The organism is Salinarimonas soli (assembly GCF_008386575.1).
GTDB classification, from domain to species: Bacteria; Pseudomonadota; Alphaproteobacteria; order Rhizobiales; family Beijerinckiaceae; genus Salinarimonas_A; species Salinarimonas_A soli.
The window spans coordinates 1-22,316 of record NZ_VUOA01000026.1 but is presented as its reverse complement, the minus strand read 5'-3'; the positions used below and the strand labels follow the sequence as shown (position 1 = coordinate 22,316).

Genomic DNA, 22,316 nt, shown 5'->3' with positions numbered 1-22,316 from the left:
CCGAGCCTAGGGAGCGCCCCGTTAAGGCGGGGCTAATCCGCGCCATCCGGAGAACTACGTGACGAGCCCCCGTGACGGCTTGCCGGGTATGGTGAGATCGCGCCATAACCGGGCGAAACCCGCCACGGGAGGGAACCCCATGCCTGCCATCGTGCCCGCCTTCCAGCGCATCGGCGAGGAGAACGCCTTCGCGGTCCTGGCCCGTGCCACGGAACTGAGCCGCGCCGGCCGCGACATCGTCAATCTCGGCATCGGCCAGCCCGACTTCCCGACCCCGCCCCACATCGTCGAGGCGGCGATCCAGGCGCTGCGCGACGGCCACCACGGCTACACGCCGGCCAACGGCATCCTCCCTTTACGCGAGGCGGTGAGCGCCGACCTGCACCGGCGCTTCTCGGTCGAGGTCTCGCCGGAGAGCGTGATGGTCGTGCCCGGCGGCAAGGTCACCATGTTCATGGCGATCCTCATGTTCGGCGAGCCCGGCGCCGAGATCCTCTATCCGGACCCCGGCTTCCCGATCTACCGCTCCATGATCGAGTTCACGGGCGCGACGCCCGTCCCCGTGCCGATCCGCGAGGCGAACGGCTTCGCCTTCTCGGCGGAGGAGACCCTGGCGCTGATCACCCCGCGCACCCGCCTCCTCATCCTGAACTCGCCGGCCAACCCCACGGGCGGCGTGACCCCGAAAGCGGAGATCGACCGGCTCGTGGCGGGGCTGGAGGCGCACCCCCATGTCGCGATCATGTCCGACGAGATCTACGGCACCATGACCTATGACGGGGAGGCGCATGTCTCGCTCCTCACCTATCCCTCGATCCGCGACCGGCTGATCTATCTCGACGGCGCCTCCAAGACCTACGCCATGACGGGCTGGCGGCTCGGCTGGTCGGTGTGGCCCAAGCCCTTCTACGACGCGGCGCGCAAGCTTGCCGTGAACTCCCATTCCTGCGTCAACGCCGCGACGCAGTGGGCGGGCATCGCCGCTCTGAACGGCCCGCAGGACGCGGTCCATGCCATGATGAGCGCCTTCGACACCCGCCGGCGCCTCGTGGTGGAGGGCTTGAACCGGCTGCCCGGCGTCTCCTGCATCACGCCGAAGGGCGCCTTCTACGCCTTCCCCAACATCACGGCGACGGGCTGGAAGGCGAAGCCGCTCGCCTCCGCCCTCCTGGAGGATGCAGGCGTCGCCACCATCGGCGGCCCCGATTTCGGCGTCCACGGCGAGGGCTATATCAGGCTGTCCTACGCCAACTCGGCGGAGAACATCGCTCGCGCCCTGGAGCGTATGGGCGAGTTCCTGGAGCGGCGGCGGGCGGCGTGAGGCGGCCTCAGTCGAGCCGCGTCCCGTTCAGGCCCGCCACCACGTCGGAGAGCATCGGCACGTAGTCGTCGCCCCGCCCGGTGCCCACCGCGATGGCGAAATAGTTCTTCACCGCGTTGCCGATGGGGTTGGCGAGGCCCGCCGCGTCGGCCATGGCTTCGATGTAGCGGGTGTCCTTGAGGGCGTTGACGAGGGTGAAGCGGTGGGCGTCGCGGTCGCGCTCCAGGACGTAGGTCATGAAGGTGCCGTAGAAGCCGCATTCCATGCGCCCGCCGCGGATGACGCTGTCGAATTGCTGCGGCGAGATCCCCGATTTCGCGCCGAGCGCCAGGGCCTCCGAGTAGAGCGCGGCGTAGCCCATGGCGATGAAGTTGTTGATGAGCTTCATCTTATGGCCGTCGCCCGTGCGGCCGATATGGATCGCGCGGCCGGCCCAGGTGTCGAGCACGGGCTTGAGGCGCGCGAACGTCGCCTCGTCGCAGCCCACCATCGTGTCGAGGGTGCCGGCCCAGGCCTCCTTGGGCGTGCGCGAGAGCGGCGCGTCGACGAAGGTGATGCCCCGCTCGGCGAGCTCGGCGGCGAGCGCCAGGGTGGAGGTCGGGTCGGACGTCGAGGTGTCGACGATGATGCCGCCGGGCTTCATCCCGGCAGCCAAGCCGTCGGGCCCGCGCACCAGGGATTCCACCTGCGGCGAGGCGGTGACGCACAGGAACACGATGGTGGCGTTCTCGGCCACCTCGCGGGCGCTGCGGGCTTCCCTCGCGCCGCGCCCCACCATGTCCTCCACGGGCGCGCGGTTGCGGTTGCCCATCACGGTGAGGGGATAGCCCTTCTCCAGGATGTTCTTGGCCATGCCATGGCCCATCAGGCCGAGGCCGATGAACCCGATCCGCTCGCTCTCGCTCATGGTGCGCTCCTTTTCCGCTGATGGCGCCGCTTCGTTCGCTTCAGGCGGGGCCTATGAGCCCCCGTTGAGCGCCCGATAGGCCGCGAGCACCTGGCTGTCGTCCTCCGCGCCGTGGCCGAGGCCCGAGGCGGCGAGGAACATCTGGTGGGCTGCCGCCGCGAGCGGCAGGGCCGACCGGGACCCGCGCCCGGCATCGAGCACGATCCCGAGATCCTTGACGAAGATGTCGACGGCGCTCGCCACCTCCGGATCGTCCTGGAGCATGCGCGGCCCACGATTGTTGAGCATCCATGAGGACGCGGCGGACCCGCCGAGGATTTTGAGAAGGAGCGCGCCGTCGAGCCCCGCCTTGGCGGCGAGCGAGAAGGCCTCCGCGGCGGCGGCGATGTGGACGCCGCACAGAAGCTGGTTGACGGTCTTCACCATCGCCCCCTGCCCCGGCCGCTCGCCCACATGGAACACCTTGTCGCCCATGGCATCAAGCATGGGCCGCGCGGCCGCGAAGGTGTCGGCGGGCGCCGCCGCCATGATCGTGAGCGTCCCGGCCCGCGCGCCCACCACGCCCCCTGAGACGGGCGCGTCGACGAGACGCCGGCCCGCGGCGGCGATGCGCTCGTCCAAGGCCTCGACCTCGGCCGGCGCGCACGTCGCCATGAGGACGACGATCCCGTCCTGTTCGAGGGCGTCGAGCGCCCCGCCCTCGAACAGGACGGCCGCCGCCTGGCGCGCGTTCACCACCATGAGGACGAGCGCCGCCGCGCCCCGGGCCGCCTCCGCCGCCGTCCCCGCCCGGCGCGCGCCGGCCTCGGCCGCCGCCTCCACCGCGTCGGCGCGCAGGTCGAAGGCCGCGACGTCGAAGCCCTTCTCGACGAGGTGTCCCGCCATGGGCAGGCCCATGGCGCCGAGGCCGACGAAACCGACGCGGGTCATCCGGGTCTCCTTGACGCGTGCGCGGCCTATTCCTTCACGGCGCCCGTCATGGAGGCCACGTAATAGTCGACGAAGAACGAGTAGAGGATCACCACCGGCAGCGAGCCGAGCAGCGCGCCGGCCATGAGCGCCCCCCACTCGTAGACGTCGCCGCGCACGAGCTCGGTCAGCACGCCCACGGGCACGGTCTTGTTCTCCGAGGACTGGATGAAGGTGAGCGCGTAGATGAACTCGTTCCAGGACAGGGTGAAGGCGAAGATGCCCGCCGAGATCAGCCCCGGCACCGCGAGCGGCAGCATGATCTTCGTGAGGATCTGCCAGCGCGAGGCGCCGTCGACAAGGGCGCATTCCTCCAGCTCGTAGGGGATCGAGCGGAAATAGCCCATGAGCAGCCAGGTGCAGAACGGGATCAGGAAGGTCGGATAGGTGAAGATGAGCGCGAGCTTGGAATCGTAGATCCCGAGCTTGAACACCATCACGGCGAGGGGGATGAACAGGATCGAGGGCGGGACCAGGTAGGCCAGGAAGATGCCCAGCCCCGTCCAGCGCGAGCCCTTGAAGCGGATGCGCTCGATGGCATAGGCCGCGAAGACCGAGGCGAACAGGGACAGGAACGTCGAGCCCAGGGCCACCAGCATCGTGTTCCAGAGCCAGCCCGGATAGGAGGTCTCGAACAGGAGGTACTTGATGTGGCGCAGCGTCGGGCTGGAGGGCCAGAAGGGGCTGTAGTCGTTGAAGTTCGTGAGCTCGGCGTTGGGTTTGAGCGCCGTGATCGCCATCCAGTAGAACGGGAACAGCAGCACGAACATGAAGACGAGGAGCGGAAGCCACACGGTGACGATCCGGCGCGGCACGCGGTCCAGATAGGACATGCCGACGCTCTCGTCCGTGACGGCGGCGCGCTCGATGCGGGAGGCGGTGGTCATGGCTCGATCCTGGATCAGGTGCGCGACTCTCCCCTCTCCCGGATGGGAGAGGGGCCGGGGGTGAGGGTGGCCAGACGGGGAGGTTCGCACTGCGCCGCCGCCGCGCAGATGGCGGCGAGCACGGCATCGAGATCCTCCGTGACCTGCTGGTTCGCGAACCGGATCACCGTGAATCCCTCCCTCTCGATCTCCTTCGTGCGCGTCTCGTCGTACTCGGCGAACCACTCGTGCTGCCGGCCGTCGAGCTCGACCACGAGGCGGCGCTCGATGCAGGCGAAGTCGAGGGTGTAGGTCAGGAGCGGCACCTGCCGCCGGAACTTGAGGCCCGCGAGGCGACGGCCGCGCAGCGCCTGCCACAGAACGTCCTCCGCCGAGGTGGCGGTTTGGCGAAGCGAGCGGGCAAATCGGCGTTGGCGCGTCGTCAAGGTCTCGGTCCCCTGGTCTGGCGTGATCCCTCACCCCCTGCCCCTCTCCCATCCGGGAGAGGGGAGTTCTTTAATCCTGCCCGCCCTGCTGCCAGCGGCGGCGCTGCAGGCCGAAATAGCTGAACATGATGGCTCCCAGGAGGAAGGGCACCATGGCGACCGCGATGGCCGCGCCCTCGCCGAGCTGGCCGCCCGGGATGGCGCGCTGGAAGCTCAGCGTCGCCATGAGGTGGGTGGCGTTGAGCGGCCCGCCGCGGGTCAGCACGTAGATGAGCTGGAAGTCGGTGAAGGTGAACAGGACCGAGAAGGTCATGACCACGGCGATGATCGGCGAGAGCATCGGCAGGGTGATGTGCCAGAAGCGCTGCCAGGACGTCGCCCCGTCGAGGGTCGCGGCCTCGTGGAGGGACGGCGGGATGGTCTGGAGACCCGCGAGCAGCGTGATCGCCACGAAGGGGATGCCGCGCCAGACATTGGCCGCGATCACGGAGGCGCGGGCGATCTGCGGGTCGCCGAGCCAGTTGATCGAGCCCTGCACGAGCCCGAGCTTCTGGAGCGACCAGGTCACGATGGAGAACTGGGCGTCGAAGATCCACCAGAACGCGATCGCCGACAGGACCGTGGGCACCACCCAGGGCAGGAGCACGATGGCGCGGATGAGGGCCTTGAACGGCAGGTGCTCGTTCAGGAGCAGCGCCAGCCACAGGCCCAGCATGAACTTCAGGATCGAGGCCACGAAGGTGTAGAGGAAGGTGTTGAACACCGACAGCCAGAAGACGGAATCGCCCCACAGCGACTCGTAGTTCTCGAAGCCGACCCAGACGCCGGCGCGCCCGATCCGGGTATCCGTGAAGCCGAGATAGACGCCGAGGCCCAGCGGATAGGTCAGGAACAGGAACAGGAAGGCCGCAGCCGGCAGCATGAAGAGGATGCCGAGGACGTTCCTGTCCTGCAGGATGCGCTCGGCGAGGGTGGTCTCCCGGGGCGCGGGGCGGCTCAGGGCGGCGGTGGTGGCCATCGTGGGGTCCTCGGGTGGTCGTGCGGCGCGGGCGAGCGGCGTCGGTCACCTCTCCCAGCGATGCGGGGAGAGGGCTTCAGGCCCCCTTGCCGGGGCCTACAGCTAAGGGCGGCAGCCCGACGGTGAGGGGGCGCATCAGGACGGAGCTCCATCCGGACAGACCCCCTCACCCCCGCTCACTTCGTTCGCTCGCTCCGGCTGCCATTCCGCAGCCGGAGCCCTCTCCCCGCCCGGCGGGGAGAGGAGAATGGCGTCACACCTTGTAGACGCGGTTCGCCCGGGTCTCGGCGCGCTTGGCGGCTTCCTCGGGCGTGCGCTGGCCCGTGGCGGCCTCGGCCACCATGTTGACCATCACGTAGTCCGCCATGGTGGCGGCGGAGGCGAAGCCGAGCGGGCCGGCATAGCCGTTCGGCCGCAGGGTCTCCGAGGCGCGCGCATAGGGCTTGTGCACCGGATCCGCGTTCCAGACGGGGTTGTCGATGAATCCCTTCAGCGCCGGGCAGCAATAGGCGCTCGATCCGCCGATCCAGGCGTCCATCTGCGGCTTGTCGTACATGAACTGCAGGTAGGCCCGGGCCGCATTCGGGAACTTCGTGTGGCGGAAGATGATCGCCGAGGTGGTCTGGTGCAGCTCGATGGGCTTGCCCACGGGGCCGACGGGAAGGATCGACGAGCGGGTGTCGTCGGCGATCTCCTTGAAGCGCGCCTCGTTCTTGGTCGAGTAGTAGATCGAGACGCCGTTCGCGGTCACGCCCACCTCGCCGGCGAGCCAGGCGCGGTTGTTGTTGATGTCGAGCCAGCCTTCCGTGCCGGGGATGAAGGTCTTGTAGAGCTCCCGGGCGTAGTTCAACGCCGCGATGGTCTCCGGCGAGTTGATGACCACCTTGCCGGATTCGTCCACCATCTGGCCGCCGTGGCTCCAGACGATCCAGTGGGCGAAGTTGTTGCCGTCGCCGACCGCGTTGCCCATGGCGAAGCCGGCGCGCGGCAGGTTGTTCTTGGCGAGCGCCTGGCAGAGCTCCAGGAAGCCCTTGGTGTCGGTCGGCATGTCCTTGAAGCCGGCCTTCTCGATGACCGACTGGCGCCAGACGAGGCCGTTGCCGATGGTGGCGAGCGGCAGGGCGACGAACTTGCCGTCCTTGGTCTGGCCGTAGCCCTTCGGGCCCTCGTACCAGCCGCCGAAGCGGTTGCCGAGGTCGGTGGCGATGTCGGTGACGTCGAGGAGCTTCTCAGGGTACTGGAACGGGTCGTCGAACCACACCAGCATCAGGTCGGGGCCGGAGCCCACGTTGGCGGCCACCGCCGCCTTCGGGCGGATGTCCTCCCAGCTCTCCTTGTCGACGCGCACCTGCACGCCCGTGGCGTCGGAGAACTTCTTGGTGTTGGCGAGCCAGGCCTCGTCGTCGCCCTTCACGAAGGGCGCCCAGCGCAGCAGGCGCAGGGTGGCGCCGGGCTCAGGGGTGTATTTCGGGGCGCCCGCGGCCTGGGCGAAGACCTGGCCCGGCGAGGCGACGGTGCCCGCGGCCGCAAGGCCCGTGGCGCCGAGGAGAAGGTCGCGTCTGGAGATGGTCATGGAGTCCTCCGGATACGGGTTTGGACATCGTTGAGATCCCCGCGGCGGTCCCGTTCCGCCGGGGGTGGACGAGCGTCAGGCGACGAGGCGCTTGCCCGTCGCCTCGTCGAAGAGGTGCACCAATGCCGGGTTGGGGCTGATGCGGATCTGCGCGCCCGGCTGCACGCCGATGCGCTCGCGAAACACCGTCACGAGCTCCTGGGCGCCGAGCTTCACCACCACCTGCGTCTCCGAGCCCGTGGGCTCGATGACGACGACCTCGACGGGCACGCCGTTGTCGTCGAGGCTCACATGCTCGGGCCGCAGGCCGTAGATCACCGGCCGGCCTTCCGCCGCGGCGGGCGCCCCGCCGAGCGGCAGGCGGATGCCGTCGCCCGTGACGAAGGCGCCGTTCTCGACGCGCCCCGTGATGAAGTTCATGGACGGGCTGCCGATGAAGCCCGCGACGAAGACGTTGTCGGGCCGGTCGTAGAGATCGAGGGGCGAGCCCATCTGCTCGACGATGCCGTCATGCATGACGACGATCTTGTCGGCCATGGTCATGGCCTCGATCTGGTCGTGGGTGACGTAGACCGTCGTGGTCTTGAGGCGCTGGTGCAGCTCCTTGATCTCGGTGCGCATCGCCACGCGCAGCTTGGCGTCGAGGTTGGAGAGCGGCTCGTCGAAGAGGAAGACCTGCGGGTCGCGCACGATGGCGCGGCCCATGGCGACGCGCTGGCGCTGGCCGCCCGAGAGCTGGCGCGGGAAGCGGTCGAGGAGCTGCGTGAGGCCGAGGATCCCCGCCGCCTTGCTCACCCGGGTCTCGATCTCGGCCTGCGGCGCGCCCCGCAGCTTCATGGAGAAGGCCATGTTGTCGGCCACGGTCATGTGCGGGTAGAGCGCGTAGTTCTGGAACACCATGGCGATGTCCCGCTCCTTGGGCGGCATGTTGTTCACCACCCGGTCGGCGATGCGGATCTCGCCTCCCGTCACGTTCTCCAGCCCCGCGATCATGCGCAGCAGGGTGGATTTCCCGCAGCCCGACGGCCCCACCAGGATGACGAACTCACCGTCCCGGATGTCGATCGACACCCCGTGGATGATGGGCGTCGCGCCGAAGCTCTTGCGGACGTCCCGGATCTCGACTGCAGCCATGGATTCCCTTGGGTCTTCGTGCTGAAGCGGCCGCGCCGTCCGGGATCGGACGGCGACGCGTGCGGATTAGCGGAAGCGGAGGAAGCCGTGGGGTTGGGGTACGGGGCGGATGCGCCCTGCCGTCTGGGGTACCATGCGTTTCCTCCCGCCGATGCGGATCGCGGCTTTGGCTCTCTTGCCGGAGCTTGCCGCTCGTGATCTTGGCCGTCATCATCGGCACTCGGCGCCGCGAGATCAAGCCGAAAGAGACATCGAATCGGTCCCACCGGACCATAGACCCCGAAAATGGGGCCGCAAACGGAGGAATCGCGTGGAGAAGCCCGACATCCTGATGCTCGCGCCGATGATGCCGCTCATCGTGGAGGGGATCGCCGCCCGCTTCACCCTGCACCGGCTGTGGGAGGCGCCCGACCCCGAGCGCGCGCTCGCCGAGCTCGCCGAGCGCGTCCGCGGCATCGCGGCGGGATCGCACGCGCCGGTGACCGCGGCGGTCATCGACCGCCTGCCCCGGCTGGAGATCGTGGCGAGCTTCGGGGTGGGCTACGACCATGTGGACGCCGCCCATGCGGGCGAGCGCGGCGTCGTGGTGACGAACACCCCCGACGTCCTCACCGACGAGGTGGCGGATCTCGCGCTGGGCCTCCTGATCTCCACGGTGCGCCAGCTGCCGCAGGCGGAGGCCCACCTGCGGGCGGGGCGCTGGCTCGAGCGCCCCTATCCCCTCACCGCCACCTTGCGGGGCCGGCGCGTGGGCATCCTGGGCTTAGGGCGCATCGGCAAGGCGATCGCGACGCGGCTCCAGGCCTTCGGCCTCGAGGTGGTCTATCACGGGCGGCGCGCCCAGCCCGACGTGCCCTACCGGTTCTACGGCGATCTCGTCGAGATGGCGCGCGACGCCGACGTGCTCATGGTCGTCACCCCCGGCGGCCCGGAGACGCGCCACATGGTGAACGCCCCCGTGCTGGAGGCGCTCGGCCCCGAGGGCATCCTCGTCAACGTGGCGCGCGGCACGGTGGTGGACGAGCGGGCGCTGATCGACGCGCTCCGGCAAGGGGCGATCCTCTCGGCGGGCCTCGACGTGTTCGAGGACGAGCCCCGGGTGCCGGCCGAGCTCATCGCCATGGAGCACGTGGTGCTCCTGCCCCATGTGGGCTCCGCCTCCGTCCACACCCGCAACGCCATGGGCCAGCTCGTGGTGGACAACCTCGTCTCGTGGTTCGACGGCCGGGGCGCGCTGACCCCCGTGGCGGAAACGCCAGTCCCCCTCCCCCTTGCGGGGAGGGGCTAGGGGTGGGGGTCGGGACGCCATCCGCGGCCAGCCGAGGATAGAGCTGTAGCAGCCTGCGTTCTCCCGACCTCCCCGCTAGCTCCGACTTTGCGACCCCCACCCCCGACCTCTCCCCGCAAGGGGGAGGGAGTCACGCGCGCTCCCGGCTTCTCACCTGCTCCCGGTAGAGCAGGTACAGCCCCGAGGCGACCACGACGCCCGCGCCGCCGAGCGTCCAGGCGTCGGGAAGCTGGCCGAAGACGAGCCAGCCGAGCGCGATCATCCAGACGATCTGCGTGTAGATGAAGGGCGACAGGATCGGCGCCGGCGCCCGGGCATGGGCGAGGATCAGGAGCCAGTGCCCCACGGCCCCGAACACCCCAACCGCGAAGAGGAGCGCCCAGCCGAGCCCGGAGGGCGGCGCGCTCCAGACGAAGGGCACGATGGGCGTCATGATCGCGACGCCGGCCGCCCCCGAATAGACCATCGTGGTGCGCGAGGAATCGTGCGCCGCGAGGACGCGGGTCGAGATGCCGTAGAGGGCGTAGCACACCGACCCGAGCGCCGAGAGGAAGGCCGCCGGGTGCAGCCCGCCCAGGCCCGGGCGGGTGATGACGAGAACCCCGAGGAACCCCACCGAGATCGCCACGAGCCGCCGGGGCCCGACCCATTCGCCGAGGATCGGGCCGGCGAGCAGCGCCACGAGGAACGGCGTCATGAACTGGATCGAGATCGCCTCCGCGAGCTGAAGATATTGCAGGGCGATGAAGTTGAGCGCCGTCGAGGCGAGCAACAGGAGCGAACGGCCGGCCTGGAGCCAGGGGCGGCGGGTGCGGGACACGCCCGGCGTGGTGATGGGGTTCACGAAGAAGGCGACGATCACCACGCTCACCGCGTAGCGCGCCCAGACGGTCTGGAGCGGATCGACGAACTGGTTCACCCACTTGGCCGACGCGTCGAGGCCCGCAAAGCACATCAGGGCGCAGCACATGAGGCCGATGCCGGCGAGCCGGCGGCGGCGCTCGACCTCGCCGGTGCTCGGCAGGTCCGAGGCGGCGCTCTGTCGGGGGGTCTGCATGGCTCGACCCTAGACGAGGCGGGCGGGCCTGACGAGGCCGGAGGGGCACAGGGGCCCCTTGCGCGGAGAGCCGGCCTCGGTCCACCGTGAGGGCCGGAACGAACCCCGCCGCAGGCTGCTTCTCCCTCGCATGCCAGACCTCCTCCCCTCGGGCGCCGACGCCCCTCCCGCGATCTCGCTCGGGCAGGCCTCCCGGCTGTGGCTGAAGGTGGGGCTCCTCTCCTTCGGCGGCGCGGCGGGGCAGATCGCGCTCATGCACCGATTCGTGGTGGACGAGCGCCGCTGGCTCGACGAGCGCGCGTTCCTCAACGCCCTCAACTTCGTCACCCTCCTCCCCGGGCCCGAGGCGCAGCAGCTCGCGACCTATATGGGCTGGCGCCTGCACGGGGTGCGCGGCGGGCTCGTGGCGGGCCTGTTCTTCGTCCTGCCCGGCGCGCTCGTGATGCTCGCCCTGTCGCTGTTCTACGCCGCCGGGCGGGGCTCGCCGCTCGTCGAGGGGATCTTCCTGGGCATCAAGGCGGCGGTGCTCGCGATCATCGTCGAGGCGGTCCAGCGCATCGCCCGGCGGGCGATGAAGACGCGGGTGCTCGTCACCATCGCGGCACTCGCCTTCGCGGCGCTCCTGGCGCTTCCCGTGCCCTTTCCCCTGGTCGTCGTCGCGGCGGGCCTGTTCGGGCTTGCGGCGAGCCGCGAGCACCCGGGCTGGTTCGGCTTCACCGGGGACGAGGCGCCGGCACCGCCCGCGCGCCCGGCGGGCGGCGCGTTCGCTGCCGCCGGCGCGGCCCTGATCCTGTGGTGGCTGCCCGTCGGGGCCGCGGCCCTGGCGCTCGGGAGCGGGCACATCCTCGTCGAGATCGGCCTCCTGTTCTCGAAGCTCGCCGTGGTGACCTTCGGCGGCGCCTATGCGGTGCTCGCCTATCTGACGGACGTCGCCGTCCAGCGGGCCTGGGTGACGCCGGGCGAGATGGTCGACGGCCTCGGCCTCGCCGAGACCACGCCCGGGCCGACGATCCTCGTGAACCAGTTCGTGGGCTTCCTCGCCGCGTTCCGGGCCCCCGCCCCCTTCCCTCCTTACGTGGCCGCGACGCTCGGCGCGCTCATTACCGTGTGGGTGACCTTCGCGCCCTCGTTCCTGTGGATCTTCGTGGGCGGGCCCTATCTGGAGCGGATCGTGGCGAACCGGCGGCTCGCGGGCGCGCTCGCGGCCGTCACGGCGGCGGTGGTGGGCGTCATCGCGACGCTCGCCGTGCGCTTCGCGGTGAGCGTGCTCTTCGCATCGAGCGGCACCGCGCGGCTCGGGCCCGTCAGCCTGCCGTGGCCGGACTGGACGAGCCTGCGCTGGGACGCGGCCCTGCTCGCGGCGCTCGCGGCTGTCATCCTGTTCCGGCTGCACTGGGGCGTGGTGCGGGCGGTGGCGATCGGGGCGGCGGCGGGGCTGGCGCTCACGCTGGCGCGCTGAACGCCGGGTCGTAGGGCTCGGCGCCCGAGGCCCCGTCGGGCCTGTCGGCGACCCGGCGCAGGAGGGAGAGGAGCCTGGCGCGCTCGTCGCGCGAGAGGCCCGCCAGCATCTCCTCGTCGATCTCGTCCCACAGGCCCGCCAGCGCCCGCGCCTTGGCCTCGCCCGCAGAGGTCAGCCCCACGCGCACGAGGCGGCCGTCGCCCGACCCGGCGCGCCGCTCCAGGAGCCCCGCGGATGACAGGCGCGACACCGTCTTCGAGGCCGTGGGAGGCCGCACACGCAGGAGGTCCGCCAGCTCGCCCATGGTCATCGGGCCGTCGGCGAGGGCGAGGATGACGCTTTCTTGCCCCGCGAACAGCCCGACCGCGCCGAGCCGCTCGCTCACGCGGGCCCTGTGCAGGCGCGCGGCCTGCACCAGCGCCCAACCGACGCTCTCCAGGCCTGGATGGTGGCGAGACCGCATGCAAACCCCTCGGATCCGAAGTTCGCACCCTGACCGCCTCCCATGACGGTTGGATGACAGGGCCCCGACGAGGGTCAGGCCAGGCGGGCGAGGCGCCGCTCCACCCGGTCGAGGAAGCGCGCGCGGCTCGCCGGGGTCGACGCGTCCATGCTGTGATGGCCGAGCCAGAACGTACGGCAGCGCGGCGCGCACAGCACGCTGAGGCCCGTGAGCAGGGTGCGCCGCCCCGGCATGCCGACGATCCACCACCACCAGGCGGGGCTGCCGAGCGTCGAGATCGCGCCGATCACCCGGATATTGGTGAGCACCCGCGAAATCGGCTTGCCGTCCTCGGGCATGCGGAACGTGGCGTGGGGGATCCAGACCCGGTCGAGCCAGCCCTTGAGCATCGCGGGCAGGCCGTACCACCAGGTGGGATAGACGAAGATCAGCCCCTCGGCCCAGCGCAAGGCGGCGAGGTGCTCGGCCACGGGGCGCTCGTTGTCGCCGGGCGTGTGGTAGTCCCGCCGCTCCTGCGCCCCCATCACGGGATCGAAGCCCATGCCGTAGAGGTCGAGGACGCGGGTCTCGTGGCCGGCCCGGGCCAGCGCCGCGAGCGCCCGGTCGCGGAGCGCGGCCGCGTAGCTCTCGGGGCAGGGATGGACGTAGACGACGAGCACGCGCATGTCACAGGCCCCCGAGCGTGCCCGAGACCCGGGCGAGGAAGCGGGCGCGACTGTCCGGCGTCGAGCGATTCATGTCGTAATGGGCCAGGTAGACGAAGCGGGCCCGGGGCGCGGCGAGCACCCGTAGCATCCGCCCGGTGACCCGCCGCGGCGGATCGCCGACGAGCATCGCCCGCCAGCGCGGCGCGCCGTAGGTGGTGACGGCGCCGAGCAGGCGCAGATGGGTGAGGTTCGGCACCACGGTCCCGGCCTCGATGCGAAAGCTCACGCCCGGCAGGAAGACGCGATCGAGAAACCCTTTCAGGATCGCGGGATAGCCGAAGTTCCACACAGGATGGACGAGGAGCAGGCCCTCCGCCCGCTCCAGCCGCCGCACGTAATCCTCCACGCCCCGCCGGTTCTCCGGCACCGCGTGATAGGAGCGGCGCTCGCCGAGGCTGAGGACCGGATCGAAGCCGTCGGCATAGAGATCGCACAGATCCGCCTCGTGCCCCGCCCGCGCCAGCGCCTCGAGGCTCGCCCGCAGGAGGGCGGCGACGTAGCTCTCGGGATCGGGATGGGCGTAGAGGACGAGGATTCGCATGCAGGGCGCCAGCATCGCGCCGGACAAGCGTGACGGCAAGGGGTGAGGTGCGGGTTGCGAGGGGGCGTGACGCGGTGTCGGGCCTAGCCTCACCGTGTCATCCCCGGCCGGAGCGCGCTTGTCGCGCGGAGGGGAAGGGGATCCAGCGCAATGATGCCGCCGCGTAGCGGCTCATTTGGGCCCGCCAAGGGCCCTGGACGGGCACAAGGCGTCGCTTCGCGACAAGAGCTGTGCTGGATCCCCTTCCCCTACACTGGCCTGACGGCCAGTTCCGGCCGGGGATGACAGCGGCGCCCCTCCCCCTACTCCCCCTTCACCGTCGCGGCGGCGGCGTCGATGTGGGCCACGAGATCATCCTCCAAATCCAGGGCCTCCTGGAGGCGGCGGAGGAACTCGCGTTCCTGGAGGGTGTCGGGGTCGATGGCCAGGCGGGCGGCGGTGTAGACCTGGGCGGCCTTGTCGGGATCGGTGATGCCGGCGGCGAGCTCCTCCACGTCGGCGGGCTGGCTCAGCTCGCGCTCCAGGAAGCCCGTCGCGTCCGGGTCGAGGCCCGCCTGCTGGAGGCCGGAGATGATGCGCGAGCGCTCGGCCTGGTCCACGATGCCGTCGGCGGAGGCCGCGGCCACCATGGCCCGCACGAGGAGGACGGCGTCGTCGTCGCTGACGTCGCCGCGCCCCGGCCGGACGCGGGAGACCTCCTCGCCGCCGGGCTGGGGGTTCGGGGAGGCGGAGGCGAGTTGCGGCGCGGCCGATCCCGCGGGCGGCGTGGCGGCGGGGCTCGGCACGTGGGCCGGGGCCGGATCGTCGGCGTTCGGGAAGGCGTCGAGGCCCAGCGCGGGAGCCGTGCCGGCCGCTCCCGTATCGAGAATCGGGCGTCCGGAGCGGCTGTTCTGGAAGGCGCTGTAGGCGAGCCCGCCGATCAGCGCGAGCCCGCCCACCGCCGCCGCGTTCATGGCGACGCCCCGCGTGCGGCGCGACGAGATCAGGAGCCCCGCGACCCCGGCGAGCGCGGCCTCGGCGAGGCCGGGATTGGCCCGGACATAGGCGCCGGCCTTGGCGAGCGTGTCGCCCGCGGGCGACGTCGCCACGGCGGAGCGCGCCGCCTCGTTGACGCCCGCGCCCACGGAACCGGTGGCGGCGTCGAGGCGCTGGGCACCCTGGGACAGGCCCTGGGTCGCCTGGCCGAGGAGGCGCGAGAGCGTCTCGCCCGTGGCGCCGGACGCCCCTGGCTTGGCGACGGCGCCCACGACGGCGTCGAGAAGCTTCTTGGCGTCGAACATCGATGGCTCCCGGATCGATTGGTGTCAGGAACCGAACGCGAGACCAGCCAAGCCGTTCCGGGGCCGCCCGGCGTCAGCGCCCCTTGAGCCCCGCCGCCTCCCGGGCAAGCCGCCCGATGGCGGCGAAGTCCCGGGCCTGGAGCGCGGCCTTCGGGGTGATCCACGTGCCCCCGACGCAGGCCACGTTGGGCAGGGCCAGATAATCGGGCGCGTTGGCGAGCGTGACGCCGCCCGTGGGGCAGAAGACGAGGTGCGGCAGCGGCCCGGCGATCGCCGAGAGCCAGCGGGGCCCGCCCGAGGCCTCGGCGGGGAAGAACTTCAAGGCGTTGAAGCCGAGCCGCGACAGCGCCATCGCTTCGCCGGGGCTCGCGCAGCCCGGCATGACCGGGACGCCGCAGCCCGCGAGCGCCTCGGCGAGCGCCAGGGGCGTGCCGGGGGTCACGATCATCTGCGCGCCCGCGTCCAAGGAGGCGGCGATCTGGCGCTCGTCCAGCACCGTCCCGGCGATGGGCACGGCGCCCGGCACGGCCCGCGCCACCGCCCGGATCGCGTCGAGGGCGGCGGGGGTCCGCAGGGTGATCTCGATGAGGGGCAGGCCCGCCTCCACGAGGGCCGCGGCCAGGGGCTCGGCGAGGCCGGCGTCCTCGATGGCGATCACGGGGATGACGGGCGCGCGGGCGAGAAGCGCGGCGAGATCGTGCGGCATGGGTCGGCCCTCCAGTGACCTCAAGGGATAGCCGAACGCAGAGAGGGGGCCAATGGCCCCCTCCCCGGTTCGCGGTCCGCTCGTCCGGCGCTATTCGGCCGCGATCTTGTAGGGCTCGGGCGGATAGGGCGTCGGATGCGGCGACACCCCCACCATGGCCCCCTCGCCGGGCTCGTCGCGCGGCCCCACGAAGCGGCCGAAGACCCAGGTGAAGAAGCGGGACAGATCGTCCATCAGCACGAAGAAGGCCGGCACGAAGACGAGCGAGAGCATCGTCGACACGATGAGGCCGCCGATCACCGCGATGGCCATGGGGGCGCGGAACTCGCCGCCCGCCCCGAAGGCCATGGCCGAGGGCAGCATGCCGGCCGCCATGGCGATGGTGGTCATCACGATGGGCCGCGCGCGCTTGCGGCCCGCGTCCACGATGGCGGTCACCCGGTCCACGCCCTTGGCCATCTCCTCGATGGCGAAGTCCACGAGCATGATCGCGTTCTTCGTCACGATGCCCATCAGCATCAGGAAGCCGATGACCACGGGCAGCGAGATCGCCTTCTGGGTCAGCACCAGCGCCAGGATCGCGCCGCCGATGGAGAGCGGCAGCGAGAGCAGGATGGTGAAGGGCTGGAGGAAGTTGGCGAAGAGCAGGATGAGCACGCCGAGCACCATCATGATGCCCGCGCCCATGGCCTTGCCGAAGCTCGCGAACACCTCGCCCATCACCTCCGCGTCGCCGGTCTGCTTCAGGGTGACGCCAGGCGGCAGGTTCTTGGCGGTGGGCAGGGCGTAGACCTGCTCCAGCACCTTGCCGAGCGCATCCGTGCCGCGCAGGTCCGCCTCGAGCGCCACGCGCAGCGAGCGGTCGTAGCGGTCGATGGACGAGGGGCCCTGGCCGAGCGTGATGTCGGCCACCGCCGCAAGCGGCACCGCGCCCGTCCGCGCCGGAACCTTGAGGGTGCGGATCAGGTCGAGATCCCCGCGCGAGGCGTCCGGCAGCTGGACGCGGATCGGCACCTGGCGGTCGCCCACGTCGAACTTCGCGAGATTCGCGCCGACGTCGCCGATGGAGCCCACGCGGATCGTCTCGGCGATGAGGTCGGTCGAGACGCCGAGCTCGGCGGCGAGCTCGGGCTTGGGCGAGATGCGGACCTCGGGCCGGTTGAGCGGCGCCGTCGAGACCACGTTCTCCAGGTAGGGGATCGAGGCCATCTCGCGCTGGAGCTTCGCCGCGGTCTCGACGATCACCACCGGGTCGGGCCCGCTGACGATCATCGACATGCCGCGCTGGCCGTTGTCCTGCAGGGCGAAGAAGCGCATGTCGGGCACGTCCCGGAACATGTCGCTCACGCGGCCCTCCAGCTGGCGCTGGCGCAGCGTGCGCTCGCCCTTGGGCACGTAGTTCACGGTGAGCGTCGCGAGCCGCACCTCCTTCTTGCCCGGCAGCTGCACGCCGCCGTTCACGAAGACGGACGAGACCTCGGGCATCTCGCGCAGGCGCTGCGCCAGCATGTCGGTCTTAGCCTTGGTGTCCTCCAGGCGCGTGCCCGGCGGCAGCTCGACGATGAAGAGCGAGCGCCCCACATCGCCCTCCGGCAGGAAGCCGGAAGGCAGCAGCCGCGTCGAGTAGATCGAGCCCGCGAAGAAGGCGAGGCCCAGCACGAGCGTGATCCACTTCCAGCGAACCGACCAGCCCACAAGGCGCGTGTAGGCGCGCATGATGAAGCCGTCCCTGGGCTCCTCGTGGGGGTGGGCCCGCATGAAATAGGCCGCCATCATCGGCGTGATGAGCCGCGCCACGAGCAGCGAGAACAAGACCGCGGCCGCGACCGTGATGCCGAACTGCTTGAAATACTGCCCCGCGATGCCGCCCATGAACGACACGGGCGCGAAGACCGCCACGATCGTGAAGGTGATCGCGATCACGGCGAGCCCGATCTCGTCCGCGGCCTCCAGCGCCGCCCGGTAGGCGCTCTTCCCCATGCGCTGGTGGCGCACGATGTTCTCGATCTCCACGATGGCGTCGTCGACGAGGATGCCCGTCACGAGGGTGATGGCCAGAAGCGAGACGAGGTTGAGCGAGAAGCCCATGGCGTCCATCGCCCAGAAGGTGGGGAAGATGGAGAGCGGCAGGGCAACCGAGGCGATGAGCGTCGCGCGCCAGTCCTTGAGGAAGATGAACACCACGAGCACCGCGAGCAAGGCGCCCTCGATGAGGGTGTGCATGGCGGATTCGTAGTTGCCCACCGTGTAGGTCACGGAGGTGTCGATGAGGGAGAGGCGCACGTCCGGGTTCTGGGCCTGGAGCTGCGCCACCTTCTTCTCGACGGCCTCGCCCACGGTGGCGTCGCTCGCGCCCTTGGAACGGGTGACCGAGAAGGCCACCACGGGCTCGCCGTTGAAGCGCGCGAAGGTGCGGGCCTCCGCCGACGTGTCGGCCACGTCCGCGACCTCGTCGAGGCGGATGCGCCGGCCGCCGGTGAGCATGATCGTCGTGCCGCGCAGGCTCTCCAGGGACTGGGCGCTGCCCAGCGCGCGGATCGACTGCTCCTTGCCGCCGAGCTCGGCCCGGCCGCCGGCAAGGTCCACGCTCGTGGCGCGCAGCTGCCGGTTCACCTCCGCGGCCGTGATGCCGAGCGCCAGCAGGCGATCGGGCTTGAGGGTCACCCGCACCTCGCGGTCGACGCCGCCCACGCGCGCCACCGAGCCCACGCCCGCCACGCTCTGGAGCCCGCGCGCCACCACGTCGTCCACGAACCAGGACAGCTCCTCCGGGGTCATGGCGGGCGCCGAGGCCGCATAGGTCACGATCGGCAGGCCCGCCACGTCGACGCGCTGCACGATCGGCTCGTCGATGGTGCGCGGCAGCTCGGCGCGGATCTTGGCGATCGCGTCCTTGACGTCGTTGACGGCCCGGTCCGAGTTCGTCTCGAGACGGAACTCGATGGTCGTGGTCGAGACGCCCTCGGCGATGGTCGAGATGATGTGCTTCACGCCGGTGAGGCCGGCGATGGCGTCCTCGACCCGCTTCGTGACCTGGTTCTGCAGCTCGGACGGCGCGGCGCCCGCCTGGGTCACCGACACCGAGATGATCGGGATGTCGATGTTGGGAAAGCGCGTGATCGGGAGCTGCCGGAAGCTGAAGACCCCGAGGATCATCAGCACGATGAACAGCACGATGGAGGGGATGGGCTTGCGGATGGCCCAGGCCGAGACGTTCAGCTGCATGTCAGCGCACTCCACCCCGCATCGCGGCGGCCACGGTCCCGGGGGACGCGCGGCGCGGCACGGGGACCGGCATCAGGAAGGATTGCGGCCGTCGGGCGGCCCGGGGCGGCGGGAGGCCGGTCATCGGCGAGCGCTCCCCCCTTGCGCGGTCTCGGCGACGATGGGGCGGACCGTGTCGCCGTGGCGCAGGAAGCTGCCCGCGCGCGCGACCACCGGCTCGCCCGCCGCGACGCCCTCGCGGATCTCGATCAGGCCGTCCGACGAGAGGCCGGTGCGCACGCGCCGGGTCTCGACGCGGTCGTTCACGACGACCTGCACGCTCGGCCCCTCCGCGCCGTAGAGCACGGCGCCGAGGGGGACCGCCACGCCGGCGCGGCGCGCCACCTCGACCGTGCCGCGGGCGAACGAGCCGACCCGCAGGCTCGGGTCCCGGGCGAGCGAGATCCTGACGCGGCCCAAGCGGGTCGCACGGTCGACCTCGGGATAGACGTTGCGCACCCGCCCCGCGACCGTGCGGTCCTCGTCGATGCGCACCTCCGCGGCGGCTCCCTCCTTGATGCGGGGGAGCTGCGTTTCCGTCATCTCGCCTTCGAGCTCGATCTCGCCGTCCTTGATGATGCGGAAGAGCGGATCGCCCGCGCCGGAGGCCGTCGCGCCCACGCGGGCGTTCTTGCGGCTCACGATGCCGGCGGCGGGCGCCTTGATCTCGGTGCGGGCGAGCCGCACCTCGATCTCCTTGCGCTGCGCCTCGGCGGCGGCCCGGTCGGCTTCGGCGATGGCGAGCGCGTCCCGCGCGGCCGCGAGCCGCCCCTCCGCGGCCCGCGCGGCCGAGACGCGCTGCTCCAGGGCCGCCTGGGTGGTGTTGCCGGAGCGGCTCAGCGATTCCGTCCGCTCCAGCGCCTGCCGCGCCTCGACGTCGGCGGCCTGAGCCTGGACGATCTGGCTCTTGGCCTGGGCGATGGCGGCGGCGGCCCGGGTGATGGTGGCGTTGTTCTGGGCGAGCGTGGTCTCCAGGAGGTCGCGGTTCAGGCGCGCCAGCACCTGGCCGGCCTCCACCCGGTCGCCCTCCTCCGCCCGCACCTCGACGATGCGCAGGCCCTCGACCTCCGGCGCCACGAGGATCTCCTCGCGCGGCATGAGGGTGCCCGTGACGATGACGCGCTCGACGAGCTCCCGCTCCAGGGCGGTCGCGACCGTCACGGCGGGGGCGAGGCTCTGGGCCGCCGGCGTCTGCGCGCCCGCGGAGCCCACGGGGGCGACGAGCGCCAGTCCGGCCAGCAGGATGAGGGAGCGGGGGGACGACATCGGATCAGGTCTTCTCGGGCTGGACGGACGGGGAGAGATCGACGGCGCCGCGCAGGACGGCGCCGATCATGGTGAGCACCGCGGCGACCTCGCGCTCGGCGTCGAAGCCCGGCGCCACGGCGCGGCGCACGAACAGGCCGTTGGCAAGGGTCGACACCATGACGGCCGCGGCATGGGGATCGAGCGTGCCGGGCAGCCGGCCGCGCCGCTGGGCGTCGGCGAAGAGTCCGCTCATGCGCCCCACGAGCTCGCGCTCGAAGGCATGGGTCATGGCGGCGAAGTTCGGGTTGCGCGTCGCCTCGGCCCAGATCTCCAGGCAGAGCACCGAGCGCTCCCGGGGCTCCTCCATGAAGTGCTTGCGCCCCAGCGCCTTGAAGGCGGACACGAAGTCGTCGGCTTCGGCCAGGAAGCCGAAATCCGCGGCGAGCTGCGCCCGGTCACGCTCGGCGAGGCCGGCGGCGAGCGCGTCCTTGGAGGGGAAGTAACGATAGAGATTGCCGGGGCTCATGCCCGCCTCCGACGCCACGTCCTGCATCGTCGTGCGATGGATCCCGGCGCGCGCGAAGCAGCGCTCCGCTGCGTCCAGGATGCGGGTATGGCGGTCCGTGAGAGCGTCGACAGGGACGTGGAGCATGCCTGAGCCATGAGAATGAACGTTCATTCTCATAAGACAGCCGGCTCGCGCAGGTCAAGCCCGACTGTTCGGGGCGCGGCGTTATGGCCGGGGGTGGGACCCGGCGCGGTGCGCACGCGCACATGGGCCCGCGACAGGGGAAAGGCGCCGCCCGCCGGGATCATGACGGGCGGCGGAGTGGCGCGTTAGCGGTCGGCCTTCTCGCCGGCCACGGTGAGCTCGACATAGCGCCGCGTCACGGGCTCGATGATGGCGGCCACGGCCTGCGCGGCCGACTCCTCCTCCTGCACCGACTGGCGGAAGCCCGCCACGTGCGCGGTCTCGCCCGCGGCTTCCGCGATGGCGATGAGGGAGCGATAGGCGCCGATCTGCTCGTACTGATAGGCGTAGCCCGCATAGAGGTTCTTCAGGGTCTCGTCCTGGAACGCCGCGTGGACCTGCGCTCCGATGTGACCGGCAATGGAGGTCACGGTCTCCTTGAAGCCCGACGGGCTCGTGCCCGCGGCCTGCATCGCGGCTTCGAGGCGGGTGAGCTGGCCCTTGGTGGTGGCGACGTGGCGCTCGAGGAGGGCGCGGTAATCGGGGTAGCGCTCGAGGCGCCCGATCTGCTTCTCCATCTGCTGCAGCCCCTGCTGCTCCATCGCGTGGGTGTTCACGAGCGCGCCCTGATAGATCGCGCGGGCATCCATGGTCATGTCGGTCTCCGAGTTGTTGGATCGCGTCATGAACGGAGGCGCGACGAGCGGGGTTCCGGGCCGGAGGGGGGTGCGCCCCTGGGTCGCGGCAGAACGTCGGATCGGCCGTGCGCTCGGCTGGACGGGAGCGCTGGCCAGGTTGACCGCGGCCGCATCCGAGTTGAGGAGCACAGCGATCGAAGTGGCGGCCCTCTCCCCCGCTTGCCGATCCGGTGGCTGAAGGGCCCTGCGGCCGGCTGCGATGCAACGGCGCGGACTGCTCCTGCGCAGTGCGCCTCCTTCTGTCCTCATCGGCTGACCCGAAGGGGCTTGCTCCTGCCGCCCTCATGCCGAGGTGCCCTGCGAAAGCAGGGCCTCGAAGCACGCAGGACGCTGCCACAGCCGTCTGGCGATCCCTGAGCGCCGTTCGAGGCCCACTTCGTGGGCGCCTCAAAGCCTGCCCCCGCGAAGGCGGGGGACGAGGTGGGAGGTGGGCCGTCCTTATGAGCCAGCCTCTGAGGTGCGAGCCGTAGGCGAGCCTCGAAGCACGCACCACCTCTGCCCCGGCAGTCCGAGGACCTCTGGAGCGCCCTCCGAGGTCCATTGCGGGGGCAGCTCGGAGGCTGCCCCCGCGAAGGCGGGGGACGAGGTGGGAGGGTGGGCCGTACTGATGAGCCAAGCTCCCAGAACGTCAAAAAGCCCCGTGGTGTGTGGGAGGGGGCTTTTGGTGTGTTTGGTTGCGG

20 protein-coding genes are annotated in these 22,316 nt (G+C 71.0%); 3 read left to right on the top strand and 17 right to left on the bottom strand.

Annotated elements, in window-relative coordinates; all coding sequences use genetic code 11:
* The first annotated feature begins 139 nt into the window (after nt 1–139).
* On the top strand, nt 140–1,321 hold the full coding sequence (locus tag F0L46_RS14400; RefSeq protein ID WP_149818703.1) for a pyridoxal phosphate-dependent aminotransferase: 1,182 nt from the start codon (nt 140–142) through the stop codon (nt 1,319–1,321).
* Between the two features lie 7 nt (nt 1,322–1,328).
* On the opposite strand, the gene F0L46_RS14395 is transcribed toward F0L46_RS14400, so the two are convergent.
* From F0L46_RS14395 to F0L46_RS14365, 7 genes are all read right to left on the bottom strand, one after another.
* Nucleotides 1,329–2,228, bottom strand: a complete 900-nt coding sequence (locus F0L46_RS14395) for an NAD(P)-dependent oxidoreductase (protein ID WP_149818700.1) — start codon at nt 2,226–2,228, stop codon at nt 1,329–1,331.
* Between the two features lie 51 nt (nt 2,229–2,279).
* Nucleotides 2,280–3,158 (bottom strand): NAD(P)-dependent oxidoreductase, encoded by an 879-nt coding sequence (locus F0L46_RS14390; RefSeq protein WP_149818698.1) that lies wholly within the window; start codon nt 3,156–3,158, stop codon nt 2,280–2,282.
* A gap of 26 nt (nt 3,159–3,184) precedes the next feature.
* On the bottom strand, nt 3,185–4,084 hold the full coding sequence (locus F0L46_RS14385; protein ID WP_149818696.1) for a carbohydrate ABC transporter permease: 900 nt from the start codon (nt 4,082–4,084) through the stop codon (nt 3,185–3,187).
* Nucleotides 4,085–4,098: 14 nt separating this feature from the next.
* Nucleotides 4,099–4,509, bottom strand: a complete 411-nt coding sequence (locus tag F0L46_RS14380) for an endonuclease domain-containing protein (protein ID WP_149818694.1) — start codon at nt 4,507–4,509, stop codon at nt 4,099–4,101.
* A gap of 70 nt (nt 4,510–4,579) precedes the next feature.
* The gene (locus F0L46_RS14375; RefSeq protein WP_438646681.1) at nt 4,580–5,431 is read right to left on the bottom strand and encodes a carbohydrate ABC transporter permease; all 852 of its coding nucleotides are present in this window, start codon (nt 5,429–5,431) and stop codon (nt 4,580–4,582) included.
* A gap of 349 nt (nt 5,432–5,780) precedes the next feature.
* Nucleotides 5,781–7,100, bottom strand: a complete 1,320-nt coding sequence (locus F0L46_RS14370) for an ABC transporter substrate-binding protein (RefSeq protein WP_149818690.1) — start codon at nt 7,098–7,100, stop codon at nt 5,781–5,783.
* A gap of 75 nt (nt 7,101–7,175) precedes the next feature.
* Nucleotides 7,176–8,234: an ABC transporter ATP-binding protein gene (locus tag F0L46_RS14365; protein WP_149818688.1), complete on the bottom strand. Its 1,059-nt coding sequence runs from the start codon at nt 8,232–8,234 to the stop codon at nt 7,176–7,178.
* A gap of 310 nt (nt 8,235–8,544) precedes the next feature.
* On the opposite strand from F0L46_RS14365, the gene F0L46_RS14360 reads away from it, so the two are divergent.
* Nucleotides 8,545–9,522, top strand: a complete 978-nt coding sequence (locus F0L46_RS14360; protein WP_240539996.1) for a 2-hydroxyacid dehydrogenase — start codon at nt 8,545–8,547, stop codon at nt 9,520–9,522.
* Nucleotides 9,523–9,652: 130 nt separating this feature from the next.
* Here the strand turns inward: F0L46_RS14360 and F0L46_RS14355 are convergent, their stop codons facing one another.
* Complete coding sequence (locus F0L46_RS14355; RefSeq protein ID WP_149818686.1) at nt 9,653–10,579, bottom strand: DMT family transporter; 927 nt, start codon at nt 10,577–10,579, stop codon at nt 9,653–9,655.
* Between the two features lie 130 nt (nt 10,580–10,709).
* Here F0L46_RS14355 and chrA point away from each other — a divergent pair, with 130 nt between their 5' ends.
* Nucleotides 10,710–12,038, top strand: a complete 1,329-nt coding sequence (chrA, locus tag F0L46_RS14350; RefSeq protein WP_149818684.1) for a chromate efflux transporter — start codon at nt 10,710–10,712, stop codon at nt 12,036–12,038.
* Here the strand turns inward: chrA and F0L46_RS14345 are convergent.
* The 9 genes from F0L46_RS14345 to F0L46_RS14305 form a co-directional block, all read right to left on the bottom strand.
* A complete protein-coding gene (locus tag F0L46_RS14345) occupies nt 12,022–12,501 on the bottom strand; it encodes a MarR family winged helix-turn-helix transcriptional regulator (protein ID WP_149818682.1) in 480 nt (159 codons plus the stop codon). The two genes, chrA and F0L46_RS14345, sit on opposite strands and share 17 nt — an antisense overlap.
* Nucleotides 12,502–12,575: 74 nt before the next feature.
* Nucleotides 12,576–13,166: an NAD(P)H-dependent oxidoreductase gene (locus F0L46_RS14340; protein WP_149818680.1), complete on the bottom strand. Its 591-nt coding sequence runs from the start codon at nt 13,164–13,166 to the stop codon at nt 12,576–12,578.
* A 1-nt stretch (nt 13,167) separates the two neighbouring features.
* The gene (locus tag F0L46_RS14335) at nt 13,168–13,749 is read right to left on the bottom strand and encodes an NAD(P)H-dependent oxidoreductase (RefSeq protein ID WP_149818678.1); all 582 of its coding nucleotides are present in this window, start codon (nt 13,747–13,749) and stop codon (nt 13,168–13,170) included.
* 302 nt (nt 13,750–14,051) lie between these two features.
* A complete protein-coding gene (locus F0L46_RS14330) occupies nt 14,052–15,029 on the bottom strand; it encodes a tellurite resistance TerB family protein (protein ID WP_149818676.1) in 978 nt (325 codons plus the stop codon).
* 73 nt (nt 15,030–15,102) lie between these two features.
* Nucleotides 15,103–15,735: a bifunctional 4-hydroxy-2-oxoglutarate aldolase/2-dehydro-3-deoxy-phosphogluconate aldolase gene (gene eda, locus F0L46_RS14325; RefSeq protein WP_149818674.1), complete on the bottom strand. Its 633-nt coding sequence runs from the start codon at nt 15,733–15,735 to the stop codon at nt 15,103–15,105.
* A 90-nt stretch (nt 15,736–15,825) separates the two neighbouring features.
* Entirely contained in the window at nt 15,826–18,960 is a 3,135-nt protein-coding gene (locus tag F0L46_RS14320) for an efflux RND transporter permease subunit (RefSeq protein WP_149818672.1), read from the bottom strand.
* Nucleotides 18,961–19,080: 120 nt separating this feature from the next.
* The gene (locus F0L46_RS14315; protein WP_149818670.1) at nt 19,081–20,265 is read right to left on the bottom strand and encodes an efflux RND transporter periplasmic adaptor subunit; all 1,185 of its coding nucleotides are present in this window, start codon (nt 20,263–20,265) and stop codon (nt 19,081–19,083) included.
* Nucleotides 20,266–20,269: 4 nt separating this feature from the next.
* Nucleotides 20,270–20,899 (bottom strand): TetR/AcrR family transcriptional regulator, encoded by a 630-nt coding sequence (locus tag F0L46_RS14310; RefSeq protein WP_149818668.1) that lies wholly within the window; start codon nt 20,897–20,899, stop codon nt 20,270–20,272.
* A 185-nt stretch (nt 20,900–21,084) separates the two neighbouring features.
* Entirely contained in the window at nt 21,085–21,594 is a 510-nt protein-coding gene (locus F0L46_RS14305) for a DUF892 family protein (RefSeq protein ID WP_149818666.1), read from the bottom strand.
* Between the last annotated feature and the right edge of the window lie 722 nt (nt 21,595–22,316).